The organism is Streptomyces sp. NPDC000075, assembly GCF_040301925.1.
In the GTDB taxonomy this organism is placed as follows: domain Bacteria; phylum Actinomycetota; class Actinomycetes; order Streptomycetales; family Streptomycetaceae; genus Streptomyces; species Streptomyces polychromogenes.
In genome coordinates this window covers 1-13,194 of sequence record NZ_JBEPFL010000031.1, presented here as the reverse complement: position 1 = coordinate 13,194, position 13,194 = coordinate 1, and the positions used below count along the sequence as shown (strand labels likewise).

11 protein-coding genes are annotated in these 13,194 nt (G+C 75.0%); 6 read left to right on the top strand and 5 right to left on the bottom strand.

The annotated features are described in order from the left end of the window. Position 1: 1 nt before the first annotated feature. The 6 genes from narH to ABT403_RS29215 all read left to right on the top strand — a co-directional run bounded on the left by narH (position 2) and on the right by ABT403_RS29215 (position 7,241). A complete protein-coding gene (gene narH, locus ABT403_RS29240) occupies positions 2–1,528 on the top strand; it encodes a nitrate reductase subunit beta (protein ID WP_344164696.1) in 1,527 nt (508 codons plus the stop codon). Continuing rightward, complete coding sequence (narJ, locus tag ABT403_RS29235) at positions 1,525–2,205, top strand: nitrate reductase molybdenum cofactor assembly chaperone (protein WP_344164693.1); 681 nt, start codon at positions 1,525–1,527, stop codon at positions 2,203–2,205. Before narH ends, narJ begins: the two co-directional genes overlap by 4 nt. Continuing rightward, entirely contained in the window at positions 2,205–2,930 is a 726-nt protein-coding gene (gene narI / locus ABT403_RS29230) for a respiratory nitrate reductase subunit gamma (protein ID WP_344164690.1), read from the top strand. The genes narJ and narI overlap by 1 nt, the downstream gene beginning before the upstream one ends. Next, positions 2,927–4,132 (top strand): TIGR04053 family radical SAM/SPASM domain-containing protein, encoded by a 1,206-nt coding sequence (locus ABT403_RS29225; RefSeq protein ID WP_344164687.1) that lies wholly within the window; start codon positions 2,927–2,929, stop codon positions 4,130–4,132. Before narI ends, ABT403_RS29225 begins: the two co-directional genes overlap by 4 nt. After that, positions 4,129–5,571 (top strand): protoporphyrinogen oxidase, encoded by a 1,443-nt coding sequence (hemG, locus tag ABT403_RS29220; protein ID WP_344164684.1) that lies wholly within the window; start codon positions 4,129–4,131, stop codon positions 5,569–5,571. Before ABT403_RS29225 ends, hemG begins: the two co-directional genes overlap by 4 nt. 65 nt (positions 5,572–5,636) lie before the next feature. Beyond that, the gene (locus ABT403_RS29215; RefSeq protein ID WP_344164681.1) at positions 5,637–7,241 is read left to right on the top strand and encodes an alpha/beta hydrolase; all 1,605 of its coding nucleotides are present in this window, start codon (positions 5,637–5,639) and stop codon (positions 7,239–7,241) included. Here the strand turns inward: ABT403_RS29215 and moeZ are convergent. From moeZ to ABT403_RS29190, 5 genes are all read right to left on the bottom strand, one after another. Next, positions 7,238–8,416 carry an adenylyltransferase/sulfurtransferase MoeZ gene (gene moeZ / locus ABT403_RS29210; RefSeq protein ID WP_344164678.1) on the bottom strand — a complete coding sequence of 393 codons (1,179 nt, stop codon included), beginning with the start codon at positions 8,414–8,416 and terminating at the stop codon, positions 7,238–7,240. The genes ABT403_RS29215 and moeZ overlap by 4 nt on opposite strands. Positions 8,417–8,479: 63 nt before the next feature. Further along, positions 8,480–9,235, bottom strand: coding sequence for a spherulation-specific family 4 protein (locus ABT403_RS29205; protein ID WP_344164675.1), 756 nt, complete (start codon positions 9,233–9,235; stop codon positions 8,480–8,482). Continuing rightward, a complete protein-coding gene (locus tag ABT403_RS29200; RefSeq protein ID WP_344164672.1) occupies positions 9,223–10,239 on the bottom strand; it encodes an NAD-dependent epimerase/dehydratase in 1,017 nt (338 codons plus the stop codon). Before ABT403_RS29200 ends, ABT403_RS29205 begins: the two co-directional genes overlap by 13 nt. Positions 10,240–10,320: 81 nt before the next feature. Beyond that, positions 10,321–11,388 (bottom strand): hypothetical protein, encoded by a 1,068-nt coding sequence (locus tag ABT403_RS29195; RefSeq protein ID WP_344164669.1) that lies wholly within the window; start codon positions 11,386–11,388, stop codon positions 10,321–10,323. Continuing rightward, positions 11,385–13,019 carry a DUF3492 domain-containing protein gene (locus tag ABT403_RS29190; protein WP_344164666.1) on the bottom strand — a complete coding sequence of 545 codons (1,635 nt, stop codon included), beginning with the start codon at positions 13,017–13,019 and terminating at the stop codon, positions 11,385–11,387. Before ABT403_RS29190 ends, ABT403_RS29195 begins: the two co-directional genes overlap by 4 nt. Positions 13,020–13,194 lie beyond the last annotated feature (175 nt).

Genomic DNA, 13,194 nt, shown 5'->3' with positions numbered 1-13,194 from the left:
GATGCGCGTCATGGCACAGGTCGCGATGGTCATGAACCTCGACAAGTGCATCGGCTGCCACACCTGCTCGGTCACCTGCAAGCAGGCGTGGACCAACCGGCAGGGCACCGAGTACGTCTGGTTCAACAACGTCGAGACCCTCCCCGGCCAGGGCTACCCCCGCCGCTGGGAGGACCAGGACAAGTGGAAGGGCGGCTGGGAGCGCACCCGCTCGGGCCGGCTGCGGCTGCGGGCCGGCGGCCGGCTCCAGAAGCTCGGCGGGATCTTCGCCAACCCCCACCTCCCCGAGATCGGCGACTACTACCAGCCCTGGACCTACGAGTACAAGAACCTCACCGAGGCCCCGGCGGGCGAGGACCTGCCCACCGCCCGCCCCGTCTCCCAACTCACCGGCGAACCCCTCGACACCGTCGAGTGGGGTCCGAACTGGGACGACAACCTCGGCGGCGCCCCCGAGCACGCCGCGAAGGACCCCGTCGTGGAGAAGATCCGCGAGGAGGTCGGGGAGCGGATCCGCTTCGAGTTCGAGCAGAGCTTCATGTTCTACCTCCCCCGGATCTGCGAGCACTGCCTCAACCCGGCCTGCGTCTCCTCCTGTCCGTCCGGCGCGATGTACAAGCGGGAGGAGGACGGCATCGTCCTCGTCGACCAGGACCGCTGCCGGGGCTGGCGGATGTGCGTGACCGGCTGCCCGTACAAGAAGGTGTACTTCAACCACAAGACCGGCAAGGCCGAGAAGTGCACCTTCTGCTTCCCGCGCGTCGAGGTCGGCATGCCGACCGTCTGCTCGGAGACCTGCGTCGGCCGCATGCGCTACCTCGGCGTGATGCTCTACGACGCCGACCGGGTCGCCGGGGCCGCCGCCGTCGCCGACGAGCAGGACCTCTACCCCGCCCAGCTCGAATGCTTCCTCGACCCGGCCGACCCCGCCGTGATCGCGGCGGCCCGCGCGTCCGGGATCACCGACGAGTGGCTCGACGCCGCCCGCCGCTCCCCCGTGTACGACCTGATCGCCACCTACCAGGTCGCCCTCCCGCTCCACCCGGAGTACCGGACGATGCCCATGGTCTGGTACGTGCCCCCGCTCTCCCCCGTCGTCGAGGCGGTCGCCGCCACCGGCAGGGACGGCGAGGACGCGGGCAACCTGTTCGGGGCCGTCGACGCGCTGCGCATCCCCGTCGAGTACCTCGCGGAGATCCTCACCGCCGGCGACACCTACGCCGTCGAGGCCGTACTGCGCCGGATGGCCGCGATGCGCGCCTACATGCGCCGGATCAACCTCGGCGAGCCGGCGGACGAGTCCGTCGCGGCGGCCGTCGGGCTCACCGGCGCCGAGCTGGACGACATGTTCCGGCTGCTGGCCGTCGCCAAGCAGGAGGACCGGTTCGTGATCCCCTCGGCCGCCCGCTCCGAGGCCGACGCCCTCGCCGCGTCGCACCCGCTGGAGGACGGCTGCCCCGTCGCCGGGGCCGAGGGCGGCCCGTCCCGCGTCATGCTCAACATCAGCCCCACGAGGAGGAGCGCATGACCCCCGAGGCCCTGGTGCGGCTGGTCGCGGGCTGCGTACTGCAGTACCCCGGAGACCGCTTCCACGACGAACTCCCGCGCCTGCGCGGGGCCCTGGCCGGCGCCCCCGCCGAACCGGCCGCGCTGCTCGGCGCCTTCCTCGACCACACCGAGACGCTGGGCCCGGTCGAGCTGTGCGCCGAGTACACCTCCACCTTCGACACCCGCAACCGCCGCTGCCTCTACCTCACGTGGTGGGCGGACGGGGACACCCGCCGCCGTGGCCTGTCGCTGGTCCGGCTCAAGCGGATCTACCGCGACTTCGGGCTGGAGTTCACCGGCGAGGAACTGCCCGACTTCCTGCCCGTCGCCCTGGAGTTCGCCGCGCTGCGCGAGGAGGCGGGCACCGAGCTGCTCCAGGAGCACCGGGCCGGGCTGGAGCTGCTGAGGCTCGCGCTCACCGAGTACGGATCCCCGTACGCGCGGGTGCTGGAGGCGGTCTGCACCACCCTGCCCGGCGCCTCCCCGCGGACGAAGGCGGAGGCCAAGGCCCTCGCGCGCGGCGGCCCGCCGCAGGAACTGGTGGGCTTCGGCTCCCCCCTCGAACCCTTCGACCCCCTCGAACCCCGCGGTCCCGGGGTGGACGTACCGGTCGACCTCCCCTGGCCGGCCACCCTCCCCGAAAGGCAGACGGCCTGATGGACCTCCTCCTGTGGGGCGTGTTCCCGTACGTCTCCGTCGCCCTGCTGCTCGCCGGCCTCGTCTGGCGCGCCCGCTACGACGCCTTCGGCTGGACCACCCACTCCTCCCAGCTGCACGAGTCCCGGCTGCTGCGCATCGGCTCACCGCTGTTCCACTTCGGCATGGCCTTCGTCGTCGCGGGGCACGTCGTCGGCCTGCTGATCCCGATGAGCTGGACCGACGCCGTCGGCCTCGACGACCACGCCTACCACCTGATGGCCGTCTCCACCGGCGCCGTCGCCGGCGTGGCCGCCGCCGCCGGGATCGGCGTCCTCGTCTGGCGCCGCCTGCGCACCCCCGCCGTCCGCAAGGCCCGCGTCCGCGGCGACCGGCTGATGTACGCGGTCCTGCTCGGCGCGCTGGCACTCGGCCTGACCGCGACGGTCCTCAACTCGACCGGGCAGACGGACGGCTACAACTACCGCGAGGGCGTCTCGGTCTGGTTCCGCGGCCTGTTCGCCCTCTCCCCCGACTACCGGCTGATGGCCGCCGCCCCGCTCGCCTTCCGGCTGCACGTCCTCTTCGGGTTCACCCTGTTCGCGCTGATCCCGTACTCGCGGCTGGTGCACATGTTCTCCGCGCCGCTGAAGTACCTCTTCCGCCCGTTCGTGGTCTACCGCCGGCGTGACCCCCGGCTGACGTCCAACCGTCCGGACCGGCGCGGCTGGGAGCGGGTCTCGTGAAGCCGGCCAGGGTCCTGCGCCGGCCCCGGCACCCCGTCTCCGAGCGGCCCTTCCTCGTCATCTGGGAGGCCACCCGGGCCTGTCCGCTGGCCTGCCTGCACTGCCGTGCCGAGGCGCGGACCGCCCGGCACCCCGAGGAGCTCGACGGGGCCGGCGCCCGCCGGGTGATGGACCAGGTGGCCGACTTCGGCCGGCCCGCACCACTGTTCGTGATCACCGGCGGGGACCCCTTCCAGCGGGCCGACCTCACCGAGCTCATCGCGTACGGGACCGCCCTGGGCCTGCGCGTCGCCGTCTCCCCCTCGGGCACCCCCACCCTCACCCCGGAGAGCCTGCGCGCGGTCCGCGACGCCGGGGCGGTGGCCGTCTCCCTCTCCCTGGACGGCTCCACGGCCGCCCGGCACGACGCCTTCCGGGGCGTGCCCGGGGTCTTCGAACGGACCCTGGAGGGCTGGCGGGCCGCCCGCGCGCTCGGCCTCAAGGTGCAGATCAACACCACGGCCAGCCGGGACGGCCTGGAGGACCTGGCCGACATCGCCGCGCTGGTGCGCCGCGAGGGCGCCATGCTGTGGTCGGCCTTCCTCCTGGTCCCCACGGGCCGCGCGCGGCGGCTGGACCCGCTGACCCCCGCGGCGATCGAGGACGTCCTGCACTTCCTCCACGACTGCGGCGCGGTCCTGGCCGTCAAGACCACCGAGGGCCACCACTTCCGCCGGGTCGCACTCCAGCGCGCCGTCCTCGACGCGCGCGGGGAGCACCCCGTCCTGGGACCGCTGTACGGGCGGCTGCACGCCCGCGCCGCGTCGGCCCGGCTCTTCGAGGGGGAGCGGCGGGCGGCGCGCCGGCCGCCGCTGGACGTCTCGTCGGGGCGCGGGTTCGTGTTCGTGTCCCACACCGGTGAGGTCCACCCCAGCGGCTTCCTGCCGGTGCCGGCGGGGAACGTCAAGAACCGCCCGCTGACGGAGATCTACCGGGGCTCCCCGCTGTTCACCGCCCTGCGGGACACCTCGCTGCTGGGCGGCCGGTGCGGGGCGTGCGAGTTCAAGCCGGTGTGCGGGGGGTCGCGGGCGCGGGCGTACGGGGCAGGCGGGGACGTGCTCGGGGAGGACCCGTACTGCGGGTACGAGCCGGGCTCCTTCCCGTACCAGGAGGAACTGCGGTCCCTGACGGGGGCCGGGAACGAAGCGGAGAGGGAGCTGTGAAGCCTTCGGTGATCGTGGTCGGCGGCGGGATCAGCGGTCTGGCGGCCGCCTGGGAGCTGCGCGACGAGGCGGACGTGACCGTCCTGGAGAGCGGCTCCCGGGTCGGCGGCAAGCTCCGCACCACCGCCTTCGCCGGGGTCCCGGTGGACGAGGGCGCCGAGTCCCTGATGGCGCTGCGCCCCGAGGCGGTCCGGCTGGCGCGGGAGGTGGGGCTGGGCGGGGAGCTGTGCGATCCCGCGGCCTCCCCCACCACCCTGTGGAGCGGCGGCGCGCTGCGCCCGCTGCCCGCCGGGCACGTCATGGGCGTGCCCGCCGACCCGGCCGCGCTGGCCGGTACGGGGCTGCTCTCGCCGGAGGGGGTGGAGCGGGCGGCCCGGGAGGCGGAGCTGCCCGCCGCGCCCCTGGCCGGGGACTGCTCGGTCGCCGCGTACCTCACGGACCGGTTCGGCCGGGAGGTGGTGGACCGGCTGGTCGAACCCCTGCTCGGCGGGGTCTACGCGGGCCGCGCCGACCTCCTCTCGCTGCGCGCCACGATGCCCCGCCTGGCGGCGATCGCCGAACACGGCACCCCCCTCCTCCCAACCCTGGCCCGCCTGCGGTCGGCCGGACCGGCCGGCCCGGCGCGGCCGGCGGCTGACGCCCCCGCCGCCGGGCCGGCCGGCACGACGCCCCCGGCGGGACCGGCCGTCGCCGTGCAGGGCGTCGTCGGCGGGACCGGGCGCTTCGCGCAGGCCGTCGCGGCGGCGTCGGGGGCGCGGATCCTCACCCGGACCACGGTGCGGGCGTTGTCCCCCGGCCCGTCCGGCCGCTGGCGCGTACGGGCCGACACCGCAGACGGGCCGCTGACGCTGACCGCCGACGCGGTCGTCCTGGCTCTGCCCGCGTTCGCCGCGGCCGAACTGCTGCTCCCGCACGCGCCGCTCGCCGGGGAGGAGCTCGCGGGGATCCCGCACGCCTCCACGGCCGTGATCACCCTGGCCTTCTCCCGCGCCCACGCGCAGCACCTCCCGGAGGGGAACGGCTTCCTCGTCCCGCCCGTGGACGGACGGACGCTGAAGGCGGCCTCCTTCCTGTCGAACAAATGGGCCTGGCTCGGGGCCGCCGCCCCGGACCTGTTCGTCCTGCGCGCCTCCGTCGGCCGGATCGGCGAGGAGGCCCCGCTGCGGCTGTCCGACCGCGACCTGGTCCGCCGCGCCGTCGGCGAACTGCACCGGGCGGCGGGCCCGCTGGGCGAACCGGTCGCGGCCCGGGTGACCCGCTGGGACCGGGGCCTGCCCCAGTACGGCGTCGGCCACCGGGACCGCGTCGCCCGCATCCGCGAGGCCGCCGCGAAGCTCCCCCGTCTCGGCCTGTGCGGGGCCGCCTACGAGGGCGTCGGCGTGGCCGCCTGCGTCGCCACGGGCCGCGCGGCGGCCCGCGAGGTCCTGGCGGCCGTCTGAGCCGCCGGGTCACCCGCCTGGACCGTCAGCGGGCGGAGGGCGGGCCGGGCGCACACGATGGGGGTATGCCGACGATCGCCCTGCGGACCGCCGCTGCCGCCGCCCTCGCCGCCGCGCTGCTCACCAGCAGCGCCTGTTCCGCCGGCGGCGGTACGAAGAAGGCCCCGGCCGGGGGCGCCGTGGAGGCGAAACCCCTGAAGTGGGGGGAGTGCGCCGCGCCCGACGCCGCCGAGGGCGGCGGGCAGGCCCCGCCCGCGGACTGGCAGTGCGCCACCCTCGACGTCCCGCTCGACTACGCCGAGCCCGAGGGGGAGACGATCCCCCTCGCCCTGATCCGGGCGAAGGCGAGGAACCCGAAGGAACGGCTCGGGTCCCTCGTCTTCAACTTCGGCGGCCCGGGCGGCTCCGGGATCACCACCCTGCCCGGCGCCGCGAAGGACTACGCGACCCTGCGCACCCGGTACGACCTGGTGAGCTTCGACCCGCGCGGGGTCGGCCGCAGCGCCCCCGTGCTGTGCGAGAACGACAAGCAGCTGGACGCGTACTACGCCCAGGACTCCTCCCCCGCCACCCCCGAGCAGGAGAAGGCGTTCACCGACGGCCTGCGCACCTACCAACAGGCCTGCCGGACCAGATCCGGCAAGGTGCTGCCGTACGTGGGCACCGAGAACGCCGCCCGGGACCTCGACCGGATCCGCCAGGCCCTCGGCGACCCGAAGCTCCACTACTTCGGCATCTCCTACGGCACCGAACTCGGCGGGGTCTACGCGCACCTGTTCCCGAAGAACGTCGGCCGGGCCGTCTTCGACGCGGTCGTGGACCCGACCAAGGACTCCGAGCAGGGTGCGCTCGGCCAGGCGAAGGGCTTCCAGCTGGCCCTCGGCAACTGGGCGCAGGACTGCGTGAACCGGGGTGACCAGTGCCGGCTCCAGGGCAGTACGGCCAAGGAGATCGAGGAGAACATCGTCAAGCTCCAGAAGCAGCTGGCGGCCAAGCCCATCCCCGGCACGGGCGACCGGATGCTGACCGAGACGATGGCGACGAACGGCATCGCGCAGGCCCTGTACTCCAAGGAGCTGTGGCCGCTGCTGGAGCAGGGCCTGGACGAGGCCGAGGGCGGGCAGGGGCAGCTGCTGATGGCCCTGTCCGACCTCCTCAACGGACGGGACCAGCAGGGCCGTTACAGCAACATCGGCGCCGCCAACACGGCCATCAACTGCGCCGACTCCAAGGACCGCTACAGCCTGGAGGAGACCAAGGCGAAGCTGCCGGAGTTCCGCAAGGCCTCCCCGGTCTTCGGGGACTTCCTGGGCTGGGCGCTGATGAGCTGCACGGGCTGGCCGGTGGCCGGAGCCTGGCAGACCCCGGACGTCTCCGCGCCCGGGTCGGCGCCGATCCTGGTGGTCGGCAACACCGGCGACCCGGCGACCCCGTACGAGGGCGCGCGGAAGATGGTGGAGCGGCTGGGCAAGGGCGTGGGCGTGGAGCTCACGTTCAAGGGGCAGGGACACGGCGCCTACAACAGCGGCGACCCCTGCGTGCAGCGGGTGGTGAACGCCTACCTGCTGGACGGGAAGGTGCCGGCGGCGAACACGGTGTGCACCCCCGGGACGGGGAACGACGAAGGGGCCGTACCGCCGAGCGGTACGACCCCTCCGGGGCAGGCCTAGTAGACCGGCTTCTCGGGCTCGATCTGGTGGACCCAGCCGATCACGCCGCCGCCGACGTGGACGGCGTCGGAGAAGCCCGCGCTCTTGAGGACCGCGAGGACTTCCGCACTGCGGACACCCGTCTTGCAGTGCAAGACGATCCGCTTGTCCTGCGGGAGGTCCTGGAGGGCGGTGCCCATCAGGAACTCGCCCTTGGGGATCAGCTTCGCGCCGGGGATCGAGACGATCTCGTACTCGTTGACCTCACGGACGTCGATGATCTCGATCGGCTCGTCGGCGTCGATCCACTCCTTGAGCTGCTTGGGAGTGATCGTGGAGCCGGCGGCGGCCTCCTGGGCCTCCTCCGAGACGACGCCGCAGAAGGCCTCGTAGTCGATGAGCTCCTTGACGGTCGCGTTCGGACCGCAGACCGCGCAGTCGGGGTCCTTGCGGACCTTGACCTGGCGGTACTGCATCTCCAGGGCGTCGTAGATCATCAGGCGGCCGACGAGCGGCTCGCCGACGCCGGTGAGGACCTTGATGGCCTCGGTGACCTGGATGGAGCCGATGGACGCGCAGAGCACGCCCAGGACGCCGCCCTCGGCGCAGCTCGGGACCATGCCCGGCGGCGGGGGCTCCGGGTAGAGGCAGCGGTAGCAGGGACCGTGCTCGGACCAGAAGACGGAGGCCTGGCCGTCGAAGCGGTAGATCGAGCCCCAGACGTACGGCTTGTTCAGCAGCACGCAGGCGTCGTTGACCAGGTAGCGCGTGGCGAAGTTGTCCGTGCCGTCGACGATGAGGTCGTACTGGCTGAAGATCTCCATCACGTTCTCGGCCTCGAGCCGCTCTTCGTGAAGGACCACGTTGACGTACGGGTTGATGCCCAGCACGCTGTCGCGGGCGGACTCGGCCTTGGAGCGGCCGATGTCCGACTGGCTGTGGATGATCTGGCGCTGCAGGTTCGACTCGTCGACCTCGTCGAACTCCACGATGCCCAGCGTGCCGACGCCGGCCGCTGCCAGGTACATGAGGGCGGGCGAGCCGAGGCCGCCCGCGCCCACGGCCAGCACCTTGGCGTTCTTCAGGCGCTTCTGGCCGTCCATCCCGACATCCGGGATGATCAGGTGGCGGGAGTACCGACGGACCTCGTCAACGGTGAGCTCAGCAGCTGGCTCGACCAGGGGTGGCAGCGACACGGGGACTCCGTAGATGGGTAAGTCTGAACGGTGGTTCTTCCCGTAACACTGCCACGCCCTTCTTCATTCCGAGACACCCGGTCCGATCCGTGAGACGAATTCGTCCCAGTACCCGGGCATCGACTCCCAGGGGTCCCGGTCGGGGGTGGCCCGCCGGTCGGTGAACCAGATGGTTCCGGCCCCCTGCCAGCGGGCGATGCGCACCGCCTCCTCCAGGTGCGTGCGGGGCACGCCGTGGACGAGGTGGCAGAACCGCTCGGGCGGATGGTCGGCCGTCCACTCCGCCACCTGCGACCAGCGGTAGTCGGCCCAGGCCCCGGAGAAGGTGACCAGCTGGTCGGCCGCCTCCAGGTAGCCCTCGCAGGGGTGGGTGCCGTGGCCGAGCACGATCCGCAGGTCCTCGCCGAGCCCGCGCAGGGCGTCGGTGAGCCGGCGGACCGCGGCGAGGTCGGCGCGGTCCGAGGGGGCCTCGGCCAGGTAGAAGCCGCCGACCCCGTACCAGTCGCGGAAGCGGTGGGCGTCGGAGACCAGCTCGCCGAAGGGCCGGTGGCCGCGCCGCAGGGCGAGGTGGCCGAGGACGGTGCCGCCCGCGCCGCGCAGCTTCCCGGCCGCCTCGGTGCAGTGCGGGTCGGGGCGCCCGCCGGGGCCGTCGGCGACGTTGAGCACGGCCCAGTGCAGCGGGGTGCCGGGGCGGGTCAGCTCGGCCCACTCGACCGGCGCGAGCAGCGGGTGCGCGTAGCCGGGGATGCCCAGGCCGAGGCGGCCGGACTCGGTGGCGGCGGGCGCCGTGGCCCCGGGCGGGGTGGTCAGATACGGCACGCGGCCTCCATCCAGATGTCCGCGAGGGACTCCTCCAGGTTGATCCGGGGCCGCCAGCCGAGCCGGTCCCGGGCGGTGCGGACGTCGGCCTGCTGCCAGGCGCCGCAGCCGTCGGGGTACGGGTAGGGCTGCGGGGCCCCGCCGGTCAGCTGCTCGGCGGTGGCCTCGGAGCGGGGCGAGCCGATGCCGGCGAGGCCCTGCGGGCGGCCGGGGTGGCCGTGCTGGGGGGTGTTGTGCGGTCCGCCGTGCGGGACGTCGAGCTCGTTCAGGGCGCCCCCGTACCCGGCGACCCGGGCGAGGACGGCCGCCGCGTCGCGCAGCCGGACCGCGCGGCCGGTGCCGATGTTGACGACGCCCTGGGCGGCGGACAGGGAGGCGGCGTGCACGGCGCGGGCCACGTCACGTACGTCGACGAAGTCGCGCTGTACGCCGAGCCCGCTGAGCTTGAGCTCCCCGTCCCCGGACTGCATGGCCCGCCGCATGGCCTCGGCGAGCCGGCCGAGCGGGGATCCGGCGGGGGTGCCGGGGCCGACGGGTGAGAACACCCGCAGGACGACGGCGTCCAGCCCGGAGCCGAGCACCAGCTCGGTGGCGGCGAGCTTGCTGACCCCGTACGGTCCGCCGGGTCTCGGGACGGCGTCCTCGGCCGTGGACGATCCGGGCTGGCTGGGCCCGTACTCGGCGGCGCAGCCGAGCTGGACGAGCCGGGCCCCGCAGCCGCTGCGGCGCAGGGACTCGCAGATGGTGGCGACGGCGACGGTGTTGTGGCGGGTGAGTTCGCGGGCCCCGCCCCGGGTGGCGCCCGCGCAGTTGATGACGACGCCGGGGTGGACGGCGTCCAGGAACCGGGTGAGGGCGCCGGGACTGCCGGTGGCGAGGTCGAAGCGGACGTCGGCGTCGTCGCCCCGGCCCAGCGCGGTGAGCTGGACGGCGGGGTCGGCGAGCAGGCGGTCCGCGACGTAGCGGCCGAGGTAACCGTTGGCTCCGATCAGCAGCACCCTCATCGTGCGGCCCCTCGGTTGGCTGGCTGGCCGGTCATCCTGTTTCTCCTTGGGTGGGTGGGGTCGGTCATAGGGGTACGGCGCTCAGGTGCGCGCGTGTGCGGAGGCACGGGACAGCGCGAGGAAGGCGTGTACGAGGAGTCCCGCGACGGCCGCGTACACCGCGGCCGGGACGGGGACCAGGGCGAGCGCCAGGGCCGCGGCCACCGGCGCGCGGTGGGCGCCGTGGCCGAGGAGGAGCCGGGCCAGGAACAGCAGCACCGCGAGCGGTACGGCCGTGGCCGGGGCGGCTCCGACGAGCGCGGCGGCCCCCGTGGCGGCCGCGGTGGACAGCAGGACCGCTCCGGCCAGCGGGGGCCGGGCCCGGGCGGCGAACTCGTCGAGGGCCCGGCTCCCGGCGAGCCGGCGCCGGGCGCGGGCGGCGTAGAGGACGGCGGTGAGGTGGCCGGGGGCCACGGCCAGGGCGAGGGCCGCGCCGAGGGCGGGGCCGTGCCGGTGAGCGGCCCAGCCGGCGGCGGCCGCCGCGAGCAGGTGGGCGGTGAGGGGGAACCGGCCCCCGGCGGCCCGCCCGGGCCACACGAGCGCGGCGGCGGCGAGCAGCCCCGCGAGGAGCCCGGCCCCCGGCATCCCGGTGGCGGCCGCCGCGCAGCCGAGGGCGCCGGGCAGCAGCGCGCACCCGAACCGGCGCACCACCGCCCGGCCCCCCGTGGCGGCGGGGGCGGGCCCGTCGGCCGGCTCCTCGCCGCGCGGGGTCCGCGCGTAGAGCTCCTCGGCGAGCGAGAACACGTCCCGGTGCCGGAACCGCGCGGCGGTCCGGTCACTGATCCCGCACGCCTCCAGCCCGGCGGCGACCTCCAGCGCGTCGACGGCCCGCTCACAGAGCTCCCGGTGCCGGTGCAGCAGTGCTTTCACCGGATCCCCACCCCGCCGGCCGACGGCCACCGCCCTCGGGGCACCCGCGTCCGCAGCCGGCCCGGACCCGGCCCCGCCGGCGACCGAGGCGCCCGGGGGCAGCGGCGCCGCACCGGCTCCGCCGGCTCCGGCCCCGCCGGCGACCGAGGCGCCGGGGGCACCCCCAGCGGTGGCCGGCGGAGGGTCCGGGGGCAGCACCCCCGGCAACGGCGCCGCACCCGCGACGTCCGACGTCGTCATACCGTCGCCCCCTCGGCCCCGGCACGGTCGGCTCGGGACGGCTCGGCGGCGGTCCAGGTCGGCGTCGTCCAGTGCCCCGGCACCACGGCCTCCGCCGGCCGGGCGAACGGAACCTCCCCATCCGCCCGGGCGGAGCCCCTGGCCAGCAGCCATAGATAGCTCTCCCGGAAGGCGGACACGTTCTGCTCCACCGTGAACAGCTCCAGCGCCCGCGCCCGCGCCGCCGCCCCCAGCCGCTGGGCCCGCTCCGGGTCCCCCAGCAGGGCCACGCACGCGTCGGCCAGGGCACGCGGGTTGCGCGGGGGTACGACGAGACCGGTGCCGCCGATGACCTCGCAGACGGCCCCGACGTCCGTGGACACCGTGGCCCGGCCGCACAGCATCGCCTCGACGAGGGTGATGGGGAACCCCTCGATCACCGACGACAGCAGCACGATCCGCCCGGCGGCGTACGCGTCGGCCACCGAGGGCGCCTCGGGCCCGCCGACCTCGTCGAAGCCGACGGGGTTCTCCCCCACCGTCCGCGCGTCGGCGGCCTCGTCGGGGAAGAGCTGCGCCGCCAGCGAGCGGCAGTCGGCCAGGTAGCCGGGCGCGGCGGCCGTGGCGAAGATCCGCAGCCGGGTGCGCGGGGCGGCCCGGCGGACCTCCGCGAAGGCGTGCAGCAGGCCGATCAGGTCCTTGGCCGGCTCCACCCGCCCGACCCACACCAGGGTGTCGGGGTCCCCGCAGCCGGTGTCCTCGCCGACGGCGGCGAATCGGTCCGCCTCCATCCCGGGGTACACGGTCCGCACCCGCTCCCGGGGCGCCCCGCAGCGCTCCTGCCAGCGGCGGGCGTGCGCGTTGCCGGGGGTCAGCAGGTCGGCGCGGGCGTAGATCTCCCCGGCCAGCCGGACGTGGAAGGCCGCGAGCAGGGCCCGGACGGCGGGCCTGGCGTCGGGCCCCTGGCCGAGGTAGTGGGCGCGCAGCCGCACCCCGTACTCGGTGACCAGCAGCGGGACCCCGCAGAAGCGTTTGGCCACCAGCCCGGGCAGGGCGGCCACCCCGCCGGCGGCGGCGTGGCAGACGTCGACGGCGCCGAGCCCGGGCTCCCCGTACCAGTCGAGGGACAGGGGGCGCAGCAGCCGCTCCAGTCCGTCGGCGAACTCCAGCAGGTCGGGGACCCGCGCCTGCCGTAGGGTCCGGCCCGCGCCGGGGGCCCGGCAGCCGGCCTCCAGGGCCCGTACCGCCGTCTCCGAGCGCAGGGCCGCGTACATCCCGCCCTGTTCGCGGGCGAGTTCGGCGAGCCCGTACAGCCCGGCCGCGAAGGCTTCGGCCGGCGCGGGGCCGGCGGGGGGCGCGCCCCCGTCGCAGATGCCGCGCACCAGCTCCCGGAAGCAGTCGGCGAAGCGCCGCCGCTCGCGCCGGGAGTGGGTCCGGCCGTCGTCCGCGGGGGCCCACAGCGGGGCGGTGCGCACGCGTGTGACGTGCGGGGGGAGCGGGACCCGGCCGCGCTCCTCCTGTTCGGCGCTGCGGCTCAGCGCGTAGAGCTCGAACTCGTGCTGCGGGAGTCCGCGCACGAGCCGGTCGCACCAGAGCCCCGCCTCTCCGGCCGCATACGGATAACCACCTTCGGTGAGCAGTCCGATCCGCACGAGTGGCACCCCCGTTCTCCCGTTCCTGGCGGTCGCCGTAGGCCCGGTGACCCGCCGCGGGAGAACTCAAGCGGATACACCGGTGGGGGGGGGGGGGGGGGGGGGGGGGCCCGGCGGGCCACCCGGTGAGGGCCAGGGAAGGAAAGAAAGAAAAAAAACAAGAAAAAAAAAAAAA